The sequence below is a fragment of the Candidatus Laterigemmans baculatus genome (assembly GCF_010367455.1).
In the GTDB taxonomy this organism is placed as follows: Bacteria; Planctomycetota; Planctomycetia; order Pirellulales; family Pirellulaceae; genus Laterigemmans; species Laterigemmans baculatus.
Genome location: NZ_WRPR01000038.1, coordinates 38,963 through 62,653, shown reverse-complemented (window position 1 = coordinate 62,653; position 23,691 = coordinate 38,963). Strand labels below are relative to the sequence as shown.

Below are 23,691 nucleotides of genomic sequence, written 5' to 3'. Positions count from 1 at the left end.
CCTGAGAGTTACGCCGGGGCATCGGCGAGCACCGGCGTGACGACGCGCCCATAGACGTCGGTCAGGCGGAAGTCGCGGCCGGCGTAGGGATAGACCAGCCGCTGGTGATCGAGACCGAGCAGGTGCAGGATCGTGGCATGCAGGTCGTGCATGTGCACTCGATCGCCGACGGCGTGGTAGCCGAATTCGTCGGTTTCGCCGTGGGCATAGCCGCCGCGAGTTCCCCCACCGGCCAAGAGCATCGTGAACCCCTGGGGATTGTGGTCGCGACCGTCCTTGCCTTGCACGATCGGCGTTCGTCCGAACTCGCCTCCCCAGAGAAGAAGCGTGTCGTCGAGCATGCCGCGCTGCTTGAGGTCGCGGATGAGTCCCGCGATCGGCTGGTCGGTCGCCAGCGCATTCTTCTCGTGGCCACCGCGGAGATTTCCGTGCTGGTCCCAAACATTGCCGCTGGAGACTTGGATGAATCGCACCCCCGCCTCGGCGAGTCGTCGTGCGAGCAAACACTGGCGGCCGAAATTGTCGGTCGCCTTCTCGCCGATCCCGTAGAGCTGCTGGACGTGCTGCGGCTCGTCCTCGATTCGCAGCACCTCGGGGGCGGTCCGCTGCATCCGGAAAGCCAGCTCGTATGACTCGATCACCCCTTCGATCTGCGCATCTCCGCCGCTCCGCCGGAGATGCTCGCCGTTGAGCCGTTGCAGGAGTTCGAGCTGCTCACGATCGGTGGCCGCGCCATCCCCTGTCAACAGGTCGGCAATCTTGCCACTGCCGAGCCGGCCGTTGGCTCCGATCACGGTCGCTTGATGAATCGCAGGCAGGAAAGCGGCTCCGTAGTTGCGAGGGCCGCCGTGGGAGCTTGCGGGACTGATTGCGACGTAGCTCGGCAAGTCGCTGTTCTCGGTCCCCAGTCCATAGCTGATCCACGCACCGACGCTGGGCCGCACGAAGTTGTCGCTGCCGGTGTTAACCATCCCGACCGCTTGGCCGTGCGACTGACCGCGGCTGTGAACGGAGCGGACCACGCACAACTCGTCGGCCACCGAAGCCATGTGCGGCAACAGATCGCTGACCCACAGTCCGCTGTTTCCCCGCTGCCGGAACTTCCAGGGGCTTCCCATCAGCACCGGCTTGGCATCGATCAGCGCAGGCATCGGTCCGGGATAGGACTCGCCATCGTGCTTCTGCAGCAGCGGTTTGTAGTCGAACGTGTCGACGTGGCTGGGGCCGCCATGCATGAACAGGAAGATCACCCGCTTGGCTCGCGGCCGAAAGTGGGGCGGCTTGGCCTCGAGTCCCCGATCTGCTGGTCCAGCGTCTCGGCCGGCGCCCGCGTCCTCGTTCTGTCCGGCCCGAGCGTGGTGGCGAGGATCGGCCGAGGCGAGTATGTCGGCCAGGGCGAGCATTCCGAAGCCGCAGGCCGAGCGGGTTAGGAACCGTCGACGCGGGGAGAGAGAAAGCCGGCTGTCCATGGCAGGAAACTCGTGCGGGTCTAGTCCAGGAAGCGAAACTCGGTGCTCGCGACGAGCGTCTGCACCAGCTTGACCCAAGCCTCGGTTTCGTCGGCTTGGCCTGCGGCGAACTCGAGCAGCCACTGACGTTCTTGCACCGTCGGCTCGCGTTGAAGCAACCACTGATACATCCGTCGCAGCCTTTCGTGCGGTTCGGACTCGGTGGTTCGCAAGCGGTCAGCAATCTGCTCACACCACTGGCGGACTTCGGGGTTGTTCAGCAAGACCAGCCCCTGAGTCGGCACATTGGTGGAGCTGCGCCGCCCCACGATCAGATCGGGATCGGCAAAATCGAAGCTGGTCAAAAAGGGAGAGAGCTTGCCGCGAATCACGGGCAGATAAACTGTCCGTCGCGGCGTCTCCTGCAGGGCCACCTCTTCCGGCGTGGCGACATTCTGCGTCACCAGCGTGCCAAAACCAGCCATCGGTGCGACCGAGGGGGTGCGGTCGAGTTGGCCGCTCGCCCTCAGCAAGGTGTCGCGCATCGCTTCGGCAGGGAGCCTCCGTCGACTGGCTCTCCACAACAACCGATTCTCCGGATCGATGGCAAAGGCCGTCTCGTCGAGCCGGCTCGACTGCGCGTAGGCTCGGGTCAGCACCAACCGGCGAACCAGCCGACGAACCGACCACCCATCGCGAATGAAGTCGAGCGTGAGGCGGTCGAGCAATTCCGGGTGGGTGGGGCGTTCTCCCTGGACTCCAAAATTGTCGACCGTCCGCACCAATCCTTCGCCAAACAAATGCATCCAGACGCGGTTGACGATAACTCTCGCGGTGAGCGGATTCTGGGGACTCGAGAGCCACTCGGCCAACTGCACCCGCCCGCTTTGATCGCTGGGAATCTCGGCTGGCGGTCCTGAGGAGCAAATTCGCAAAAACCCGCGAGCCACTTCGGGTCCCCGGTTGTTCGCTTCACCGCGGACGCACACAAACGTGTCACCGATGGTCGCCGCGTCGCGGACCGCCATTGCCATCGGCAGTGGCGGGGGGCGCGTCGCCTCGAGCTTCTCGAGCGCTGCGGTGGCCGCCACCAACTTTTGCTTCGCCCCCTCCACCGCCGCCTTGGCCGCGTTCAGCTCTTTCTTCGCCGCGTTGAGGTCGGCGGTCCACTGCTGCTTCTGCTGCTCATACTCCGCAACCGCCGCAGCATGCTCGGGGTCGACCGGGAGCGGTCGCTTATGCCAAGTGCTGACATACTTTTGGCTTTCTCCATCGAGCACCTGTGTGCTGCGAAAGATTCCCGCGAGCGCGTAGTAGTCCTCGGTGGGAATCGGATCGAACTTGTGGTCGTGACAGCGTGCACAACCGAGCGTCAGCCCGAGGAAAGCTCGCCCGACCGAATCGATCATGTCGTCGACCACATCCATCTCGAGCTTGGCTTTGTCGCGCTCGCTGAGCATCTTGGTGCCAAGCATTAAAAAGCCGGTCGCGACCAAGTTCTCCGCAGCCACCTCAGGGTCGGATGCTGCGAGCAGATCACCGGCGATCTGCTCGGTGATGAACTGGTCGAACGGCTTGTCGTTCGCGAAACTGCGGATCACGTAATCGCGATACCGCCAAGCATCGTGGAAAGTGGCATTGAAGTCACTTCCGTTGGAATCCGCGTAGCGAGCCACATCGAGCCAATGCCGCCCCCAATGTTCGGCGTACTCGGGACGGTGCAGCAGCTCATCGACAATCTCACGCCAACGCTCTTCCGACGGGTCGTCACCGAACGCTTCCATGCGCTCAGGCGTCGGCGGCAGCCCGGTCAAGTCGTAGGCCAGGCGACGCAAGCGGACCAGCGGATCGGCGTCGGGCGCGGGCCGGAGGCCAGCCGCCTCGAGTTTCGCCAGCACATACGCATCGATCTCGCTCCTCGGCCAGATCGAATCGCGAACCGCTGGCGGCGAAGTCGGGCGCGGCGGCCGGAATGCCCAGAACTGCCGAGCGGCGTTCCAATCGATTTCACTTTGTGCAGCGATCGCCACCGGAGCTCCCTCGCGAGGATCCGGTGCTCCCATCTCGACCCACCGCTCAAAATCGGCGATCACCGAATCCGGCAACTTGCCCTCGGGCGGCATCTCCAACGATTCGTAGCGGATCGCCTCCACGAGCAGACTGCCGGCGCTGTCCCCTGGCGTGACCGCCGGACCGCTGTCGCCTCCGACCTCCCAGCCGCTGGCCAGGTCGAGAGCAAGTCCGCCGTCAGGCACCTCCAGCTCGCTGCTGTGACACTCCAAGCAGTGCGAGACGAGCACCGGACGGATCTTCGCTTCAAAAAAAGCCAACTCTTCGGCGGAAAATTCTCCGCCCGCCGACGGATCCTCCGCTCTCAGCCCCCCAGCTCCGGAGCTCGAGAGCACGACAGCGAGCAGACCGAGAGCCATCGAACCACCGCGGCACCTCGAGAGCCCTCGCAGCGAGAGCCACTGCAGCAAAAACCTGGGCATCGAAGTTCGCGTGGCGCCACCGATCATGGCCAGCTCGTCGTGCGGGGGGAGGCGTCAGTTTACCGCAGCAGCATCGATCGTTCGTCTCGCCGGAATTTTCGTCTCATCAGCCGCACGCAGTATAACACAGTCGGCGCGACGACTCACCGAGGAATTTTGTTCAGGGTGTAGTAGGCCTCTGGATGAAGCAGCGGCGTGCCCTGCGAATTCCGCACACCGCTTGCCACCAGTTCATGGACATACAGTTCCCGCCGCCCGGGAACGGTCAGCCGCACGTGGCGAAGATCCTTCGAGACTTGGGCCGCGGTAATTTCCAAGCCTTCGCGCTGGATCTCATCACTTCCATAATTCGCATGGTACAGATAGGTGTAGCTGGAAAATTGATAAGAATTGGGATCGCTTGCCGACTCGGGATCCACCGGTTCGGTGAACCGCAGTTCAAAGCCCTCCGCGGTCGCCCGCATTTCCTGGATCTCGAACGGAGTGCGTCCGCTCCAGACGAGGCGTTGCAAGCCGTAGGAGGCGGTGCCGAGACTGCTCCACCCTCGATTGCTCAGCCCAACCAGCACGCTTCCATCGTCGCCCTGACCGAGCCGCAGCACGGCCGAGTCGAGCCCGCGGCGAAATGGAAAGACCGCACCTTGATACTCACCGTCGACCTGTTCGAGAAAAACGCGTTGGATCGAGGCCAGGGTGAACTCGCCCACGAATAGCTGACCGTCGAACGGCCCAAACTTCCCGCCGCTCGCGTCGAGCATGATATCGGTTGGTGACTGGCCGGCCTTTTTGTAAGGAAACCACACGGCGGGGGGCCGCATCTGCGGCAGCCGCTTGAGCGCTTCGGGGTAGGGAAGCCCGTCGGGAACTGCGGTGATTCCCGCAATCGGAGATTGAGGCTGACCCATCGAAGCGAGCGCCTCCGGATGATGGTAAAAGACTCCCTCGCGCAAATGATGCAGCGTGTTGGTTGCGACCCAATTGCCCTGCTGGTCGGTATAGAACATATCGCCCTGGCGATTCATCCCAATTCCAGCCGGCGAGCGCATCCCGGCGGCGACCGGAACCAGCGTTCCTTCCGGCGTCACCTTCATGCCCCAGCCACGCCATCGGCCTTGGGAGACTCCGAGGGTGGGATCGGTGACGGTTCGCGTCAGCTGCTCTCCCTTTAGCCCGAGCCCGATGTTCAATGTCAGCCACAAGTTTCCTTCGCGATCCAGTTTTGGGCCGTAGGCGTACTCGTGATAGTGGCCGGTCACGCCCCAGCCCTTGGCAACCGTCCGATACTCGTCGGCGGTCCCATCGTGATCGCGATCGCGAATCCGCGTCAGCTCACTCCGCTGGACGGTGTAGAACGCATCGTCATGCCACAGCAGGCCGAGCGGCTCGTGCAATCCACTGGCGAACGGCTGATACTCCACGTTCTCGGGCGGGTCATCAAAAACACCTTTGAGAATCCAGATTTCTCCTTTGCGAATCGTCACCGCCACTCGGTCTTCGTCGAGCACCGCAATCCCGCTGACCTCCAACGCCAAATCATTCGGCGCCGGCTTCCAACTTGTATCTCTCGAATTTTGCAGCGTCTTGGAGGTTTGGATGGAAACGATCTCATAAAAATCCGCTTCCACCGGATCGCGTGCCAACCCCATGGAAGTCGTTACAAGCGACAGGGCGAAGGTCGCCACGAATGTTCCGATTCGACTTACCATTGATATTCCACCTCCAGACGCTCTCCGGCGCCGACACGGATTCGCCACTCACGCAGATCCCCGTGATCCTGCAGCTCGGGCGGCGTCGGGGTGCGTTGGACACCGCGACTCACCCTAACAGCCACTCCGCCCGGCTCGCTGCAACGCGTCTCGCTCGCCGTCAATGCACGGCCGGCGTGGACGCGAAACCAGAGTTGGCCGCTCGGCTCCTGTGCTTGAGCCTGCTTCGACACCTCCGCCTGTGTGTCTCGAGTCACCGCGCGGACTGCGACGACGCGTTTCAAGCCTTGGTCTGCGGTCGCCTCGATTCGGTCGTCAATTTCGAAGCTCGCGATCCGATAGCGGAACGTTGGCACGCCCGCGGCGTCGAACTCATAGCCGAGGAATTCGGGCGAGGCCGCATCGGGTTTTGGCCACGGCGCACCGGCATCGGGCAAGACGGCGAAGGGGAACCCGGGAGGCATCGAGACCAAATCCTCACCGAGCGGCTCCGCGGCGGGTGCGGACCGCACGAACCAAGTCCCATAAGCATCCAGGAAACGTCCCCGCCATGCCTCGGCAAGCCTTAGCGTTTCAGCGTCAAACGCATAGTGAACTTGCTCGGGGAATCCAACCGCGATCGCATGCGGCCCCGCCGTTTGCATGAAGGTGCGAATCAAGATTGGCCGACTCTCGGGAATTAGTTCAAACTGTTGCGAGCGGGCCTCTTCGATTTTGTCCGGCAGTCGGGCCGTTTTAAGATTTTTCAAATACATCCAGATCGCCGCGATCTGCGCATCCACATCCCCATCGAGGATGTCCGGATTCGTGCTCTTCCCTTCGTGAAAGAACGATGGCATTCGAGTGCGGTTTTTTAATGCCGCTGGGTTCCGCAGAAACGCGTGAAACCATTCAGGCTGGACGCGATCGGTCACGCCTAGCAGGTCGACTCCCACGGCGCCCATCAAACTCTCGCCTCGGAGCGGATGGCACTGGACGCACCCGGTGTCGAGCAGCCTCCTGCCCGCTTCCACGAGTCCCTCGGCGGCGGAGAGCTGGGGAACCTCCTGCGGCGGATCGGGGGCGTCGGCTTCGAGGAATGCCTGCGGCAAATGCTTGACGACCGCAGCGGGAAAGCGGGGCATGCGAGCCTGCATGTGGGGCCGCAGATCGCCTGAACCCGCAAACACTTTCGCCAACCAATCCCGCTTCAGCTTTCGCCCCACATGATCGAGCGGCGGCGGCAACCTCCCCTCGTCCCCCAGATCGGTATGGGCGACGGTTTCAAAGTAGCTTTGACGTTCCGGTCCGACACCGCCGAGCCCGTCCCGCTCGTGGCAGGCCAGGCAGTTCTGCTGTAGGAGAGTCAGTGGCAGCCGCTCGGCGTTCGTCTCAGATTCGCTTGCTTGGGAGGGTCCACTCGGCGTCACGCGGGGCGCATCTTGCAATGCGGACACCGCTGCGGCCATCGACTCAACCTGCAGGGCGTCGAGCGAAAACCGGGGCATTCCTGCGGTCGCTTCAGCCAGGCAGCTGCTTGCGGCGTCCGGCTGCAACGCTTCGAGCGGCCGCGCATGAGTCGCGGGCGGAGGATCGGCGGTGGCATGACAGTTGACGCAGGAGAGCGAGCCAAAGAGTTCGCGACCTTTCGCCACCAGAGCATCTTCGCTGGCCGCGGGCAGCTCGCCCGACGCGGGCAGCTCCCCCGACGCGGGGAGCGAATCTGCGAGAAGATAAGCCGCGATATCTGTCGCTTCGATCAGGTCCAGTTTGAGGTTCGGCATCCGTCCCCCAGCGCGGACCGATTCGGGATCGGCGAGAAACGCCATCAAGGACCGGTGGGTGTACTTTTCCGCGAGCTTGGGATGAGGCACCGACTGGACGGGGCGAACGGCTGCCGCGAGCCCCAGGTCCTCGATCTCTTCGGGATCGAGCGTCGCCAGCAGCTTGGCCATCGTCGAAGGCTGTCCGCCGCCTCCTCGGTAATCGGGATCGGGAGCATGGCAGGCGACACACCCGACTTGATGGTAGAGCTCCCGCCCTCGCTCGACGTTGCCTTTCATCCAGAACTCATGAGGCAAGGGTCGGGCACCGCTCGCCTTGAACTCGGGGTAAGCCCGTTGTTGGCTGGCGAGAAAAGCCGCCAAGGCATCGATCGCTTCGGCTCGCTCTGGACCATCGAGCGTCGCAAGCATGTCGGGCATCCGCGTCCCCGGCTTCACCCGCTGAGGGTTCGCCAAGAACTCTCGCACCCAAGCGGTCTGCAGCCGATTGCCCGCACCATCGAGCCGGGGACCGCCGCTGGGCTGGAGACTCGCCTCGGACGATCGATGGCAGGCGGTGCAGTTCAGTTCGGTCAGCAGCAGCCGGCCTGCCAGCACGGGCTCGATCTCCGCATGCCGGGCAAAGCGCTCGAAACCGGCAACGAACGCCGAGTCGGGCGTCTCCCCATGCAGCGGCCAGCCGACGACCAGGGCAGCGACCAGAGTCGCTCCCCCGACGATCCTCGGTAGGTTCATATCAGTCTCACGCGCGCAAGTGATCGAATCGTCAAAATGCCCTGAGCCGTCGGCGCTAGCCTCGGGCCCTGAGCCGTAGGCGCTAGCCTCGGGCCTCGCACGCACCTCCGGCTTTCCGCCCCAGCACCCGCGGCTAGCGCCGTCGGCTCAAGGTTTGGAAAACGAGTTTACACCAGGTCGATACCAGTGGGAGAAAATCCGCCAGCTCCAGAGGCCGAGGCAGAGCAGTGCGAGCACGACCGAGACCGGCCGGCTCACCAGCGCCAGCGGCGATCCATCGGCGGCGGTGACAGCCTGAATGAATCGCTCTTCGACGGCCCCTCCAAGCACGATACCGAGCACCACTGGACCGAGCGGGATCTGCCGGCGATCGAGAATCAATCCCAGCACACCGCAACCCAGCATCGTGTAGACGTCAAAATAACTGCCATTGATCGCGAACGCGCCGATCAGACAGAACAGCAAAATGATCGGCAGCAGCACTCGCTTGGGAATCCGCACGACGAGCCCACCGAGCCGAATCGCCAGCAGCCCAACGGGGATCAACATCAAGTTTGCCAGGATGAACATTAAATAGATGCTGTAGACGAGCGCTCCGTTGTTTTCATAGATCGTCGGACCGGGAGTGATATTTTTCATCAGCAGCACGCCGATCACCATCGCGGTCACCGAATCGCCGGGGATTCCGAATACCAGGGACGGAATCCAGGCTCCAGCCAGCGCCGCCGAATTGGCGGTCGCGGCGTCCGCCACGTCGGCGAGTTCCTGCTCCTCCAAGTCCTGGTCAGGACCTCTGCGGCTGGCGGCCAGCGAGACCCAGGCGGCGATGTCGGCTCCCGCTCCAGGCAGCGTCCCAATCGCCGCGCCGACGGCCCCCGAGCGGCCCACGCCGAGGAAGCGGCTTTTCAGCTTACGCCCCGCCACGGCCAAGGCTCCCCAGAGCGACGAGTCGCTGGCCGCCGGGGCTGCACCGGTCGCCGCTGCGGTTTCCCTGCCGCTCGAGAGAAGGTTTGCGAGAATCTCCGAGAGACCGAACAAGCCGATCATCGCTGGGATGAAATTGATTCCCTGATACAACTCGGGTTGACCGAAGGTGAATCGCGGCGAGGCATGCACAGCGCTCAGCCCCACGGTCGCCAACATCAGACCGACGAGAAGACCGAACAACGCTTTGAGGGCTGGGCCGCGTGTCACGACCACCGCCGAGCTGAGCCCCAGCAGATACAGCCAAAAATATTCCGCGACGCTGAACTCGGCCGCATATCCAGCCAAGCTGCGTCCTAGAAAAATTAGCACCACCGCTCCCAGCAATCCTCCCACCACGCTGTGGACCAAAGAAACGCAGAGCGCACTGCTGGCTCGGCCCCGCTGGGTCAGAGCGTACATTTGATCTGCGTAGGCGGCGCTGGCGGGCGTGCCGGGGATTCGCAACAGCGCAGTGGGCACATCGCCTGCAAAAATAGCGCAGGCCGTCATCGTGACGATCGCCGTGATCGACAACAGGTCGTCCATCCAAAATGTCATGGGGACGAATAACGCCACCGCCATCGTCGCCGTCAGACCGGGAACCGCGCCGATAAAAATCCCATACACCGCGCTCAGCAGACACACGATCCACACGCGGGGGTCGAGAAAAACTTGCTCGAGTGCGGTGAGTATCATTTCCATGTCACCACCCCAACCAACCCGCGGGCAAGGAGACCCGCATGAACCCCGCGAAAATCTGATAAACCACCGGTGGCACCAGCACGGACAGAAGAACCACACTCCGCAGCGGCGCCCCGAGCATGAGCAGATTGACGCCCAGCAGTACCGCGGCAATCAGGACGAAGCCGACTTGCTCGGCAACCAGCGCGTAGACGAGCACCGATCCGATCACCATTGCGACGCGGAAAATGCCCCTTGCGGTCGGCTGAGGCAGTTCGCTCGGACGCCTCCATCCGCCAGCGATTGCCAAGACGGCGAACACCACGGCCAACGCCCCCGCGACCAGGGTGGGAAACAGGTACGGACCAAACCGCTGCTGCTGAACCCCCTGAAATGCTTCGCTTTGAAGGACGACGCCATACTGATCGTCAGAATCGCGGAGCAGCGCCGCAAATCCCTCGGAATCGAGCGGCAAGGGAGCAAATCCCGATTGCTCGAGAAACTGCTGGTATTCCCGTCCCTGGACAATCTCGTTCAGCTCCGCGAGCAGCTTGTCGCGCCGTGCCGGCGGAACTCCGTTCGGCAGAGCCACGCCGCGCCAGCCGGTCAGCGTCCAATCGGAGCCTAACTCTCGCAGCGTCGGAACGTCCCCGTAGTCGGGCATCCGCTCCGAACCCATCACCGCTAAGCACCGGACCTTGCCAGCACTCAACAAGCTCTCCGCCTCGGGAATACTCGCACAGACCACATCGACGCCGCCGGCCAGCAATTCCTGCATCGCCGGTGCACTGCCACCGAGCGAGACCCAGATCACTTCGTCGGGCGCGATTCCCTCGGCATCCAGCCAGCCGGCGAACGCGACATGCCAAATGCTGCCGAACGCCGATCCCGAAGCTCGCATGCGTTGATCGCCGTCGCGAACGGCAGCGAGGACTTCCGCCGGCGTCTGATAGGGAGAATCGGCGGCAACGAATAGCGCGGCGGCGTCGCCATTGACACAAACCAAGGGATCAAAGTTGCGGTAGGTGATATTGGTCAAGCCGCGCCAATGGAGCAGATTCAACTCCGGCGTGATCACCGTAACCGTGTAACCATCGGGGCGCGCCTGGGCGCCGCGCGTGTGTCCGGTGACGCCGCCCCCTCCCGTGGCGTTGATCACGTTGACCGGAACTCCCAACCGCTGCTCCAGTTGGGCCGCCAGTTGCCGTGAGACGCGATCGGTCCCGCCCCCGGCAGCCCATGGACAGATCACTGTCAAGGGCCGCGCCGGATACGTCTGCTCGCGGTTGCAACCGGAACCGGCCGCAAGCAGCAGTACGGCGGTGAGCCAACGAAGCGACTTGCCGATCATGATGCTAGACCTTCATCGCCGGAGCGGCGTCCCCGAGCGTTGCGAGACTCTCTTCCCAGGCTTCGGCGAAACGACGCGCCTGCGCGGCGATCCAACTCCAGTCGGCCGCCATAACCCGCTGCTTGTCGAACAGCGGTCCGCCGATCCCAAAAGCGACAGCGCCAGCCCGGTGGTACTCGGCGAGATTCTCCACGCTGACGCCTCCGGTCGGCATCAGCGGAATCTGTGACAGCGGACCGCGAACGGCGCGGATGTAAGCGGGTCCAAGGATTTCCGCGGGAAAAACCTTCACCATCGTCGCTCCAGCTCGCCAGGCCGCGAGCGACTCGCTCGGCGTCATCGCCCCGGCGAACACCGGCAAGCCGGCGGAACGGCCAGCCGCGATGACTTCGGCATCGACCACGGGCGTGACGATGAACGTGGCTCCACTGCGAACGGCGAGTTCCACATCTTCCACGCTGCAGACGGTGCCCGCCCCGACGTTCGCCGCGTTGCCGAGCTCCGACTGCAGCCGCTCGATCTGTTCGGCCGCCTCGGCGGTGTTCAGCGTCACCTCGATCGTGGTCAATCCACCGTCGACCGCGGCGCGAGCCGCCTGGCTTGCTTGTGGTGCCGTGAAACCGCGGAGGATCCCGACCAGGGGAAGCCGCTGGAATCGATCCCAATCAAAACGATCTTGCATCATGCCCGGGTATCTTGAGGAGAAGCATTCGGTTGCAGATGGCGGAGGGCGACCATTTGCCCCAGCGCCGATAGCCGCTCCACGTCGCCCGGCGGAACCACCTCCACCCGCGAGAACCAGCCGAGCGAATCAAATGCGGCGCGATATCGCTCGCAAAGCGACGGCGAGGCACAGAGCACGATCCGCGCATTGCCCGGCCGCTGCTTAGCGAGCGAGCCAAGCTCACTGCCGATCAAAATCCCACTAAGAGTCGCCGCGCTCGCCGAGGGTGGGGTGCTGTGAAGCAGTTGCCGGACGCGGACCTGGAACAGTGCCGCGGTCAGGTCCAACTGGCGTGAGAGTTTCACGCCCTCGCGAAACGCAGCCCGATCGTCCTCCGAAATCGGCTCACACCCCTCGGCTCCACCCGACAATTCGGCGGCGGCTTTCAGCGGATGTCGAAGCGAGCTGGAGGAACCGAGCAGCTCGTACAGCTCGCCCGTCATATGCGTATGAAAATCGACGATTCGGCCAGCGGAGATCTCCACATGCTTGGAATGGGTCCCCGGCAGAATCACGAGGGTCTGATCGCGTCGCAGCAGGTCGGGGAGCAATATTCCCAAACCTAGCAGCTCGGTTTCTTCGCCCCGCATCACGTCACAGTCGCTGCGAACTCCCGAGCACAGATAGATCGGACGCGTCGCAGACGGCTCGCGCGAACCTTCATCGCTCGCGTCGAGCCGCCGCCAAACCAGATCGCGACCCTCGAGCGAGAACGGAAGCCGAGCATACGGCAGCTCGCACCACCCCAGCGACGAGCTGGCCATCCCGGAGATCAGCACCGGGGCATCGTTGATCCTCGCGTCGACGCCCGACCTGGCGTCGGCAGACGTTGCGAACTCATCCAGATGCTGCTGGAGCACGCGGGCGAACAGCTCGCCGCGGGTTTCGGCGGTCGACTGTGCGGCCAGTTTTGCTGCCCCTTGATCCGACGAGCGAGCGGCGACGATCCCACCGCTGCGGAGGTTGACCAGCCGCAACCGCAGCCGGCTGGTCCCCCAGTCGCAATTGAAAAAATAGTCGTTCATGAGCGCCGCCTTGGGATTCAGGGCGTTTGTCACCGCGCAACCTCCACCAGTGGCGGGTGTCCGAGTAATGTAACCGAGCGGTCTGCCTGTTACGATCGGAGCGTCGAATCTATCCGTTTCCACTCCGGAGTGCTTTCCATATGCGTCGCTTCGATCTGCCTTCCGCCGCTTGCGGATTCTTGCTGAACTGCTGCGTCCTACTCATCCCCGCCGCTGCTGCGGAATCGACCGACTCGATTGCACCCACGGCAGCGGCCGTGGCGCCGGAAGTCAATTTTGAGCCCGGTCCGGAATACGGCGACGACGTGCGGATGTTTCAGGGGATCTCGGGGCTCGAACGCTCTCCCGGCGGGCGATTGTGGGCGACCTGGTATGGCGGCGGCGTTACGGAAGATCGCCACAACTACGTCCTGCTCGTGAGCAGCGACGATAATGGAAAAACGTGGTCCGCTCCGACGCTGGTGATCGACCCGGATCGCGACGGTCCGGTGCGGGCGTTCGACCCCTGTCCCTGGATCGATCCGAGCGGCCGGCTCTGGTTGTTCTGGGCGCAGGCGACGAAAGGAGGCGGGGGTGATCCCTTCACGTTCGCGATCACGACCGAGAACCCCGACGACGCCGAGCCTCGCTGGTCCGCGCCGCGACGGATCCACGATGGCGTGATGATGTGCAAGCCAACCGCCACCAAGGACGGAAGCTGGCTGCTGCCGACCGCGATCTGGTACCGCGAAAACAGCTGCCGAGTGATCGCGTCGACCGATCAAGGCAAAACCTGGCGGCTGCGAGGCACGGCGAACATTCCCGATCCCAAAGACCGCAACTGCGACGAGCCGATGATTGTCGAGCGGAAGGATGGCTCGCTGTGGCAACTCGTCCGCACCCGCTACGGGATCGGCGAGAGCGTCTCGACCGACGATGGCAAAACCTGGTCGCCCGTCACACCTTCAGATATCGCTCATCCCGCGGCGCGGTTTTTTATCCGCCGGCTTCGCTCGGGCAACCTGCTGCTGGTCAAGCACGGTCCGCTCGACGAGCGCACCGGCCGCTCGCATTTGACTGCCTACCTTTCGGACGACGACGGCAAGTCATGGAAAGGAGGCTTATTGCTCGACGAACGGGCCGGCGTCTCCTATCCCGACGGAGCGGAATCGGAGGAAGGTGTGATTTTTCTGACCTATGATTTCGATCGCCGCGGAGAAAAGATCATCTACATGACGAGCTTCACCGAGGAAGATGTCCTGGCGAAAAAAGTCGTGACCGATGAAGCGCAAATGCGAGTCGTCATCAACCAAGCGACCGGCGAGAATCCAGCAGTGGCCGGCAAGTGAGAGCAAAGCCACAACACCCTCCCAGGGGGAGGGAGTTGTGCACACGGGCGCCGCCGAGCAATCTCAGTCGACAGGCACTTGCTGCCAACTTCTTCGCTGTATTTGATGGGGCAAAGTCGGACGGAATCCTGGCGGTGGGTCCTCGGAATGGACCGCGTTGTAATTGATGGTTACTTTCGCTTTTTTAGTCAAAGCACAATAACCATTGACGATTACCATCCCATCAAACTTCGCGGAATAGGCGACTCCGCTGTAGTTTTCATCATCGTCATCGCCAGTATTGGTGTATTTGGCGTCTTTATCAAAAATTAAATTCCCCGTGCAGTAGATAATTCCGGCGAGGATGGGCGGGTACGAGTCATCGCGGACGGCGTCGGTCGCGGCGCGGAAGGGGGTTCCGGAAGGATTGAAGTTGACGTTCTCAGCCGACTCACTCAAGTTCCCTTGAATCATCTGGCAGCGGATATCTCCTTGAACGAGCAGCGCTGGAAAATGGGGACGCGCCGGCTCCCAGTGCAACTGATCTTTCAACTCCACCCTGGATGCGTTCAGCACCACGATCGTGCCTACGATCCGGCTCTCTTTGATCTCGACACTTCCACCTCGTGCGTCGATGATATAGATTCCATGGGGATTGGTCGCCCCATTGGGATTGCTCGTTGGGCTGATCAACTGCTTTGCGATTTTCGTATCTCCCAACGGCGTCCCGTTCGCCAGATAGAAGCTGAAAACCTCATTTGGATCGGGGATTGCCCGGATTGCCGCTGGCGCCGTTGCCGACCCGCTGACAGTGCCGTTGATCGTCTGCGCTTCCACATCGGCGTAGACGGAACCGTTATAGATCGTTAGCGCAGCATTGGTGCACAGCGGGGCCCCGCGAACCGTCATCTCCGCATAATCCGATCCATCGCCGATCATGAGATTTCCGCGAGACAAGAAGCCGCACCCGAGCCACGTTTGATCGGGCCCGAGGGTTACCTGAAAAGCGGCCTGCGATTCTCCGCGGCGTCCGACACCCACTAACTGGCGTCCTCCACCTTGGATATCGCTGAGCCTCCAGGAGAACGTCCCGCCACTGATCACCGGTGGCGTGACGGGATAATCGGATCCCGCCACGTAGTCCGTCTTCCAATTCGGATTTTTGTTGAATTCAGTCAGCGCATGCTCAATCGCGCTCATCGCGAGGAGTCGTGCGTTGTAGCGATCGGAATGATGCGTCGCGGCGGCCAAATGCAGCCGAACGACATAGATGGCTGAGAAACCGATAATCGAAACGATCGAAGCGACCGCCAAGACGGAGACGTAAAGGGCACCGCGACGCCGCGAATCCGAACGTACAAGAGATCGCATACCCATCGAATTATGGTTCCCCGAGATCGTTCAGCAGGTGCCCGCCCGAATGCAATGCAACTCCCGCCCCCACCTGCAACTCGCTGGCGACGAAGCTCTGCACGGTGGTTTCGATGTCGGGCGATTGTTGCAACATGCCCCACGCCGAGCGGAGTGCGGTGAGCAGGGTCGTTCGTCCCTCTGGATCAGTCACGGTGACGGTGATCCTTTTAAGTCCTTCACTGGAGGACACTGTCTGGTCAGGCGCCGATCGTCTGACATAAACCACACTCACCTCGCGGATCCAGTTTTCGTATCCGACGAGCGGGGTCCCATCCTTGAGTTCAGGCGCGGAAGACCATCCATGGTAGTCGTTGATGTCGTCGTAGTTTGCTCGGACGGTGGTGGAGCCTCCACCGCCGATCAATCCGAGTAAACTTCCTTCATCTCCGTCGCCGCCCAAGAGCGGTGTGGTGTCGGGATCACTGTACGGCTGCTGCAGAATTTCCGCCATGAGCTGTTGGGCAAGGCTGTTGCGGTCGTGGATTCTCTGCGATGCTTGCCAACCGCGATAGACGCCCCCAACCGTGTTCACCGAAGCAACGAGCAAAATTCCAACCAGTAGCATTGACACGATGACTTCCACGAGACTCAGCCCCACGCGCCAGCTTTTGGAAGTCCCTACGGAGTCTCGGAACTGCGGCTTGTACATAGTGTCCGGAAATCTCGTTTAATTGGGTGAGTAGCTGGCAAAGATGGAACCTCGAGCCGGCACTCTCGAACCCGGCGATCCCCACGCTGGTAAGAATCCGGCCGCCGTGGAATCGCGGGATTGCAGATAGACATGAGAGAGAGAGTCCTCCTGAAACCGACATGCGACTTGGTTTGTGTCAGCGATCGATATAGCCAGGTAGTACGACCCAGGAAACAGGTCGACGGCGGGCGTAGGCAACTCATGCCAACCCGCCACGGAGACCTGTTGGACGGCGGTACTAGCGACGAGGCTGCGGGGCCTCCCAAACAAATCGACGTCATAGACGGCCATTCTTATGGCGGAGGTTCCGCGAGTAACGAGACAGGCAGAAATGCTGTTCAGCGTGCCACGCTTGAGCAGAGTGACTCGCATTCCAGCCGTTGATGGATAGCCCCAACCGAAGGACGCAAACTCCGTGTCATATCCGATTTGCGAATAGACTCCGCGATTTCCCCAGTTGTTCGGCGCAAGTGGTGCGAGGGATGCCCCGGGGAGCACGCGTTGCATATACGACAGCTGGAAATGCCGCACATCCTCGAGCACCGCGACTGGGAGGCTGCCATTTTCCGCGTAGTGCAGTTCTGCTTGAGGCAAGCCGGTCCAGGTGTAGCTCAGTGTCTCTTCGAGACCGTCGCCGTTCCGGTCGGGAACGCGAAACGAGACGGAGTCTGAGGTCCGCGAGAGAATCGATCTCGCCTGATGAAGATCGCTGAGCAAATCGTCCTGCGCCTCGGCGGCCCGAGAACGTGAGGCGGCGTTGTGGGTTCCGTCGAATGCACGGGTGGCGATCATCAGACACGACCCCAGCCCACCCATCAAGAATGTGGCTGCCGTCATACAGACCAACAATTCCACAAGCGTATGGCCGCCGCGCGACAATCTGGTCCGGCGCATCCGCGATGGTTGGATTGAGCGTCGAAGGGCCACATCCGCCGACTTCATGGCTGAACCTCCACGCTGCCGGTACGTCCCACGCGGATCGTCCGCTGCTGGCTGCCCACGCGAATAAACACGCTGCCGCTCGTGTCTAGACGCCCATAAATATCAAACGCGAGAACGGACGCGGTTCCCGTACTGCCGAATGCGACCGAGACGATATCGGCAGCAGGATCGGCCGCCGCGAGGGTGACCACGTAGGGAAGATTTGGCCGGTCAAGATGGCTCAAGCCCACGAGTTCGTAGCGGTCGGCGGCTGCGTCAAACTGGATCTCTTGGCTGGTTCCTCGAAGTCTGGCTTGCTGGCGCGCAAATCGGATATCCGCAGCAATGCGATTGGCCGTCGCGTCGGCTTGAAACGCCGTGATCAGCCGCCCGTAGCGAGGAAAGGCGATCGCTGCGAAGAGGCCGATGATGAACAACGTCAGCGTGAGATCGATCAGCGTGAATGCAGACCGTGACCGCCGAGCACGAGCGCGTCGCTTTCGATCATCAAGCGTCATCCCCATCGCTTCCCCCGCCGCTGGACTTCACCGGACCGAAGGGTACAGAGCACTTGCTGTCGGTCGGCTACTGAGAGCGTAGGTCGCGAAACGGGCGCGCGAGAAGTTTAGTCGCTATCAGAAAATCTTGAGCCGACGGCGCTAGCCGCGGATTGTCCACGCGCACAGAACGTCGCGAAATCAGGTGAGGAATCAGCCGCCACGCGCTAGGCTCTGTCAGAAAACTCCCTTTTGGCATTACCCCCTCCCCGCTCGTTCCTCGCGACCCTCCCGGGGGGAGGGTGTCATTACGGGTCTTCTGACAGAGCCTAGCTGGACAGCGCCACTTTGGATTGGTTCGAAGCAGGACGGCTCGCGGAAAAATCGTTTAACGGCAAGCCGAAGGCGACTGTGTTTTAAAAAGCAGTCGCCTTCGGCTTGCCGTTAAACGATTGCGCTACTTTCGCGGAGCGAAAGGCGACTAGGTGCCGGTCCAGCCGGGGGCATCGCTGGCGGGGAAGCTCTGTTCCGAGGCGATCTCAACTTCGTCTTTGCCGTCCCGCCGGAAATCGATCCGCGACTTCGACTTTCCACTACCGTCAGCGGAGGCGTCTTCCCGCGAACCTCGGAGCCAGCGGCGAGCCGCTTCGACAATCCGTGCAGCGGAAATTCCCGAACTCTCGAGCAACCGCTCGGGCGTGCCGCTGCGTGGTCGGCGGTCGACGGCGAGGCAGCGGATGGCGACCGTATTGTCGCTCAGCGCGTGGCAGACCGCTTCACCGAGCCCGCCTGCCGCATAATGGTCTTCGACCGTCAGAATCCGCCCGGTCTCGCGAGCGGCGGCTTCGAGCGTGGGGTGGTTGATCGGTTTGATGGAGTACAGGTCGATGACGCGGGCGCGAATTCCCTCATCGAGCAATTGGTCGGAGGCCTTCAGGGCCTCGTGCACCGTGATGCCTGCCGCGACGATCGTCATCTGGTCTTCATCGTTGGACCGCAGCACCTTGGCTCCGCCAATCGGGAACGGCTCCTCCGGGTTGTAGATCACCGGCGTCTTTCCGCGCGTCGTGCGGAGGTAGGCCAAGCCTTCATGGTCCGCCATCGCCGCGACCAAATGCTCGGTCGAGACCGCGTCGCACGGATAGAGCACGACGCTGTCGGCGACGGAGCGGAACAGGGCGATGTCTTCGAGCCCCATCTGCGAGGGCCCGTCTTCGCCGATCGAGACGCCGGCATGGGAGCCGATGAATTTTACGTTAGCGCCGCTGTGGGGGCTCATCCGGATCTGATCGAACGCGCGGCTGAAGAAGGCGGCGAACGTAGAGACGAAAGGCAGCTTGCCTCGCAAAGCCATTCCCACGGCGGTTCCCACCATGTTCTGCTCGGCGATGTACATCTCGAAGAACCGTTCGGGATGTTTCTTTTTCAGCTCTTCGCTGTGCGTGGAGTTGGAGACCTCGCCGTCGAGGGCAACCAGCTGCGGATAGAGCTCGCCCAGCCGTGCGAGCGCCTTACCGTAAGCGGCACGCGTGGCGACTTCCTCGCCGATTTTGTACTCGCTTCCCCAGCGAATCGACGCTCGCGGAGCCCCATCGTCGGTGGAGCGTCGGGGAGATTTTCCGGCAGAGGCGTTTGCAGCCCGACTCGTGGCGGCTTCGCTCTGCGAGGGGGATGCCAGCGTGCCTCGAATGCGTCGCTCGACTTTGCCCAGCTCGGCCAACGCTTTACCCAGCTCATCGTCGCCGAGCGCTTTGCCGTGCCGTCCATCCTGGTCCGCCAGAAACGAGACGCCATGTCCTTTTTCCGTGTGGGCGATCACCATCACCGGCCGCCCATCCGCAGCAGTTGCCTGCCGCAGCGCGTCGAGGATCTGGGCATGGTCATGCCCGTTTTCGATCATCACCGTTCGCCACCCGAACGGCTCGACCCGCTTTCGATACGCTTCGAGGTCATGGCCGTACATCGTCTCACCGCGCTGGCCGAGACGGTTGACGTCGAGGATCCCGATGAGATTATCGAGACCGTAGTGGGCCGCCAGCTGGATCGCTTCCCAGTTCGAACCCTCGGCCATCTCGCTATCGCCGAGCAGCACAAAGGTGCGGTAGTCGAGCGAATCGAGTTTCTTCGCAGCCAACGCCATCCCCAACCCGATCGAAAGCCCTTGGCCGAGCGAGCCGGTTGCCGCCTCGGCGTAGGAAAACCGAGAGGTGGGGTGCCCTTCCAAACGGCTGTCGAACTGCCGGTACGTCATCAGCTCCTCTTCACTCACTTCACCCGCAGCGGCCCAGAGGGCATACAGCAGCGGCGAAGCGTGCCCTTTGGAGAAAATCAAGCGGTCGTTGTTGGGGGCCTCCGGCTCGTGGGGGTCATACCGCAAGATCCCTCCAAAACACAGTGCGGTCATCAGCTCGACGGCCGACAAAGCCGAGGTGGGGTGGCCCGAGGCGGCCGCGTGGGTCGACTTCAGTACCCACACGCGGATCTGGCGGGCGAGTGCATCGAGCTCTTCGGGGCTCGCCTGCGGGGAAAGAATCAGGTCTTCAGAACGGCTGGCGCTCATCTGGAGAATCCCGGCGGTTGGCGTGACAAATCAGGGGGTGCCCATGGGGGGAGTGTCCGCCAAAAACCTGCAATCGGCATGCCCGTTGGGGTCAGCGGAGCAGGGCCACCTCAATCACCAGCCCGGGGCCGAAGCCGAGCATCAACCACGGACCGGGGATCCGCTCGCGGCGGAATTGCTCGAGGATGAACAGCAGCGTGGCGGAGGACATGTTGCCGTGCTCGGCGAGCACCTCGCGACTGATCCGCAGCGCCTCGCGGGGCAGTTCCAGCGCAGCCTCGACCGCCTGCAAAATTCGCGGCCCGCCCGGGTGGACTGCCCACCCACCGATCGACGCCAATTCGAATCCCTCGGCAGCCAACCACCGGCAGAGAAAGTCGCGGAGCTGATCTTCGATGATCGACGGCACGGTGGCGCTGAGGGTCATCTCAAAGCCATGGTTGCCGATCCGCCACGTCATCGCCTCCCGCGAGTCGGGAACCATCCGCGAGCCGGTTGCCGCAATTTCGAGTGGGGCAAGCTCGGGTGGGGAAAGATCAGAACCCGCGACGACCAAAGCGCTGCTGCCGTCGGCGAACAGGGCGTTGGAGACGACCCGATCGGTATCCCAGCCGTACTGGTAGTGCAGGCTGCACAGTTCGACCGCCACGACCAACACGACCGCGGAAGCGTCCGCTCGGCTGATCGCCCGCGCCACCCGCAATCCGTTGATCGCACCGTGGCAGCCCATGAAACCGACTTGCACCCGCTCGACGTCGAGCGACATCCCCAGCTCTTCGATCAGCGCCGCGTCGAAGCCTGGGGCGTAGAAACCGGTGCAAGTGACGGTGACGAGGTGAGTGACTCGCGACGCGGGGAGTTCCGCGTCGGCCAACGCCGCGGCGGCGCTGCGGATCGCCAGCGGCCCCGCTTCGCTCCCATACCGCTCCATCCGGTCGGCCGTGCTCGGCCCGCGGTCGTCGAGGCTTTCGGCGTGGGGATAGAACGACTGGTGGACTTCGCCGTCGGAGGGTCCCTCGAGCAACACGCTGCCGCGGCGACGCACGCGGGTCATCCGGTACAGGGCCGGCAGCAGTTCCACCCCCGCTTCGCTTTCGTGGACGAACCGCCGCGCCACGGTGGCCGAACTCGATTGGGAGATCTGGTAAGGGGGCACCGCGGTGCCAAGCCCGAGCAGCAAAGGGCGATTCACGCGAGACGGCTCTTAAGGTTCACGGGGAATGCGATTCAAGGGGAGTGCGGTTCAAGGGGAATGAGGGCGATTGAGCATTCGAACGACCGGAGCAGCCAACCAGGGAGCAACCGCCAGCGACTGAAACAGCATCCGCCGCGACCAGCGAGGCCGCAGCGCGGCGGTCAACAGCCGGCACGCGGTTCGCCGCCGCGAGAGCAGACGATTGTACTGGTAAGTGTACCGAACTCCGATTTCGGCAGCCGCTCGAGGTGATTTCCGGCTGGGGGTCGGCGTGCGACCGGTCGCGTGAGCCGGCTCAGGGGAGAGCGATTCACGGGCGAGCGATTCACGGGCGAGCGATTGACGGGCGAGCGATTGACGGGCGAGCGCTTCGGCGATCACGCGGGCGGCGAGCAACCCGGTTTGCATTCCCCATGCCATTCCTTCTCCGGTAAACGGCTCGACGTAGCCGGCCGCATCTCCGACGGCGACGATGCGACCGCGGCCCGGCTGGCGCTGGCGATGCAGCCGCGGCGTGCCCCGCCACGCAGCCGTTTCGATTCCCGCGACCGGAGGCATTCCGGCGGCCTGCAAAATTTCCGCCACCCGCTCGCCCGCCCCGCGTCTCCGCCCCGGGCCGCTCGGATCGTAAACAGCCGCGGCGATGTCGAGCCGCCCGTCCTCCAATCGCACCAGCCCTGCGTAGCCCGTGCCATCACACGCCATGTAGATCTTTCCCGGCACATATTCCGCTTCGGAAGCGACCAGCGTCGTTCCCAGTCCCACGGGTCCGGCCGGCGGCTGCCGCCACGGAAGGAGCGGTTCGAGCCCGCCGCCGCTCAACCCCGAGGCGACGACGACTGCCGCGGCGAAGACCGTTTCGGTTCCGGCCGAACTCTTAAGTTCCACCTCGACCGCCTCGTCGGTCGCGGTGCGAACGCGGGCGACGACTCCCGTGCGGACGACAGCTCCCGCGGCGCGAGCCCGCGACAGGAGGGCTGCATCGAGCGATTCTCGCGAGACTGCCCAGCCGCTCGGCAGCCGGACGCGGGCGACTCGCGGCCGTTTGCCAAGGCCAGCGATCTGCCCCTCCCAATGCGTCAGCGGCACCGCCGCCAATTCCTCGGGGAGATTTTTCAAGCCTGCCGCATCCAAGGCGGCGATCGCGGCGCCGTTGAGACAACACCCGCAGACTTTGCCTCGCGGAAAATCTTCGCGATCGACCAACAACACTCGCGGCCGCCTGCTGCTTTCGTCCCCCGCCCCGCGACGCTCGCCCAGCGCCGAGAGCGTCCGCGTGAGTTGCAGCGCGGCGATCGATCCAGCCGGCCCGCCGCCGATCACGACCACCCAGGGAGCGTCTTGCGAGGCAGTCGGCTCAAGCAGCGTCGTTCGCTCGGTGGTGGTGGGAAGGTGGTTCAACGGAGGTCGATCTCCGAGATGAAGCGACAAGGAAAAAGGGAGCTGACCGGGACTGCCATTCCCAAGGCGACTTCCGCCAACTCGGCAAACTCGCCGCGGGTGAGCGCCGCCCGGACGCTCAATGCTGCATCGCCGTGCACGATCGGGGAACGGCTGAGCAACCGCGAAGCCACCGAGACGGCCGCCAAATTCCACCGCGAGCGGACCAAATCGCAAATCAACAGCCGCCGCACGAGTCCGCCTGCCTCGGTCGCGTCTCGCATCGCGCGGAGCAGCCGCACGATATCCTCGTCCTCCAAATGGTGCAGGAACAACGAGCAGGTGACGACGTCGAAATCGTCCGGCAGGCAATCCTCCAGCGCGTTGGCAACCCACCAGTCCGCCGTCCACCCCTCGCCGCTCGAGCTGCAGCCGGCGACCGCGGCCCGCGCTCGTGCCGTGGCGATCGCTTGAGAGCTGACGTCGACGCCGGTCACCTCCAGCGGAATTCCTTCGAGTCGGCTTCGCAACAGCCAGTCGATCGGCAGGTCTCCCGAGCCGGTGGCGATGTCCAGCACGCGGAGCGGCCGCGGCGAGGCGAGGGCGATTTGGCGAAGCCGACGATACATCTGTCGGGAGACGCCGCTGAACCAGTTCAGCCGCGCCAGCCCGCGAAGCGCCGCGACATGCTCCTCCGCTCCCAGTTCGGGATCATCCATTGCCTCCGGTTCGATGCGCCGCTGCTGCATCAGCGGCACCCACCGAGCAGAGTCTGTCTTGATCTGTAGGAGGCACGAGGCACGGGCGACATCTCCGAGGCGAGCGGTGGATTCGGG

17 protein-coding genes are annotated in these 23,691 nt (G+C 63.2%); 1 reads left to right on the top strand and 16 read right to left on the bottom strand.

Annotated elements, in window-relative coordinates:
• Positions 1-8 precede the first annotated feature (8 nt).
• The 8 genes from GNK13_RS08485 to GNK13_RS08450 form a co-directional block, all read right to left on the bottom strand.
• Entirely contained in the window at positions 9-1,469 is a 1,461-nt protein-coding gene (locus GNK13_RS08485) for a DUF1501 domain-containing protein (RefSeq protein WP_235934969.1), read from the bottom strand.
• Between the two features lie 20 nt (positions 1,470-1,489).
• Positions 1,490-3,940: a PSD1 and planctomycete cytochrome C domain-containing protein gene (locus GNK13_RS08480; RefSeq protein ID WP_164102079.1), complete on the bottom strand. Its 2,451-nt coding sequence runs from the start codon at positions 3,938-3,940 to the stop codon at positions 1,490-1,492.
• A 143-nt stretch (positions 3,941-4,083) separates the two neighbouring features.
• Positions 4,084-5,646, bottom strand: coding sequence for a DUF7133 domain-containing protein (locus GNK13_RS08475; RefSeq protein ID WP_390622503.1), 1,563 nt, complete (start codon positions 5,644-5,646; stop codon positions 4,084-4,086).
• On the bottom strand, positions 5,640-8,144 hold the full coding sequence (locus GNK13_RS08470; protein ID WP_164102078.1) for a cytochrome c: 2,505 nt from the start codon (positions 8,142-8,144) through the stop codon (positions 5,640-5,642). Before GNK13_RS08470 ends, GNK13_RS08475 begins: the two co-directional genes overlap by 7 nt.
• 147 nt (positions 8,145-8,291) lie before the next feature.
• Positions 8,292-9,812, bottom strand: a complete 1,521-nt coding sequence (locus tag GNK13_RS08465; protein WP_164102077.1) for a tripartite tricarboxylate transporter permease — start codon at positions 9,810-9,812, stop codon at positions 8,292-8,294.
• A 1-nt stretch (position 9,813) separates the two neighbouring features.
• A complete protein-coding gene (locus tag GNK13_RS08460; protein WP_164102076.1) occupies positions 9,814-11,142 on the bottom strand; it encodes a tripartite tricarboxylate transporter substrate-binding protein in 1,329 nt (442 codons plus the stop codon).
• 4 nt (positions 11,143-11,146) lie between these two features.
• Positions 11,147-11,827, bottom strand: a complete 681-nt coding sequence (locus GNK13_RS08455; protein ID WP_164102075.1) for a bifunctional 4-hydroxy-2-oxoglutarate aldolase/2-dehydro-3-deoxy-phosphogluconate aldolase — start codon at positions 11,825-11,827, stop codon at positions 11,147-11,149.
• Complete coding sequence (locus GNK13_RS08450; RefSeq protein WP_164102074.1) at positions 11,824-12,924, bottom strand: 2-dehydro-3-deoxygalactonokinase; 1,101 nt, start codon at positions 12,922-12,924, stop codon at positions 11,824-11,826. The genes GNK13_RS08455 and GNK13_RS08450 overlap by 4 nt, the downstream gene beginning before the upstream one ends.
• Before the next feature lie 107 nt (positions 12,925-13,031).
• Between GNK13_RS08450 and GNK13_RS08445 the strand changes: the two genes are divergently transcribed.
• On the top strand, positions 13,032-14,219 hold the full coding sequence (locus tag GNK13_RS08445; protein WP_164102073.1) for a sialidase family protein: 1,188 nt from the start codon (positions 13,032-13,034) through the stop codon (positions 14,217-14,219).
• 63 nt (positions 14,220-14,282) lie between these two features.
• Here the strand turns inward: GNK13_RS08445 and GNK13_RS08440 are convergent, their stop codons facing one another.
• The 8 genes from GNK13_RS08440 to GNK13_RS08405 all read right to left on the bottom strand — a co-directional run bounded on the left by GNK13_RS08440 (position 14,283) and on the right by GNK13_RS08405 (position 23,604).
• A complete protein-coding gene (locus tag GNK13_RS08440; RefSeq protein ID WP_164102072.1) occupies positions 14,283-15,512 on the bottom strand; it encodes a hypothetical protein in 1,230 nt (409 codons plus the stop codon).
• 67 nt (positions 15,513-15,579) lie between these two features.
• Positions 15,580-16,260, bottom strand: coding sequence for a hypothetical protein (locus tag GNK13_RS08435; protein ID WP_203545350.1), 681 nt, complete (start codon positions 16,258-16,260; stop codon positions 15,580-15,582).
• 18 nt (positions 16,261-16,278) lie between these two features.
• Positions 16,279-17,244 (bottom strand): pilus assembly FimT family protein, encoded by a 966-nt coding sequence (locus GNK13_RS08430; RefSeq protein ID WP_164102070.1) that lies wholly within the window; start codon positions 17,242-17,244, stop codon positions 16,279-16,281.
• Positions 17,241-17,741 (bottom strand): GspH/FimT family pseudopilin, encoded by a 501-nt coding sequence (locus tag GNK13_RS08425; RefSeq protein ID WP_164102069.1) that lies wholly within the window; start codon positions 17,739-17,741, stop codon positions 17,241-17,243. Before GNK13_RS08425 ends, GNK13_RS08430 begins: the two co-directional genes overlap by 4 nt.
• Positions 17,742-18,201: 460 nt before the next feature.
• Positions 18,202-20,280, bottom strand: coding sequence for a transketolase (locus tag GNK13_RS08420; RefSeq protein WP_164102068.1), 2,079 nt, complete (start codon positions 20,278-20,280; stop codon positions 18,202-18,204).
• A 91-nt stretch (positions 20,281-20,371) separates the two neighbouring features.
• A complete protein-coding gene (locus GNK13_RS08415; RefSeq protein ID WP_164102067.1) occupies positions 20,372-21,472 on the bottom strand; it encodes a type III polyketide synthase in 1,101 nt (366 codons plus the stop codon).
• Between the two features lie 51 nt (positions 21,473-21,523).
• Positions 21,524-22,876 (bottom strand): NAD(P)/FAD-dependent oxidoreductase, encoded by a 1,353-nt coding sequence (locus GNK13_RS08410; RefSeq protein WP_164102066.1) that lies wholly within the window; start codon positions 22,874-22,876, stop codon positions 21,524-21,526.
• On the bottom strand, positions 22,873-23,604 hold the full coding sequence (locus tag GNK13_RS08405; protein ID WP_203545349.1) for a methyltransferase domain-containing protein: 732 nt from the start codon (positions 23,602-23,604) through the stop codon (positions 22,873-22,875). Before GNK13_RS08405 ends, GNK13_RS08410 begins: the two co-directional genes overlap by 4 nt.
• Between the last annotated feature and the right edge of the window lie 87 nt (positions 23,605-23,691).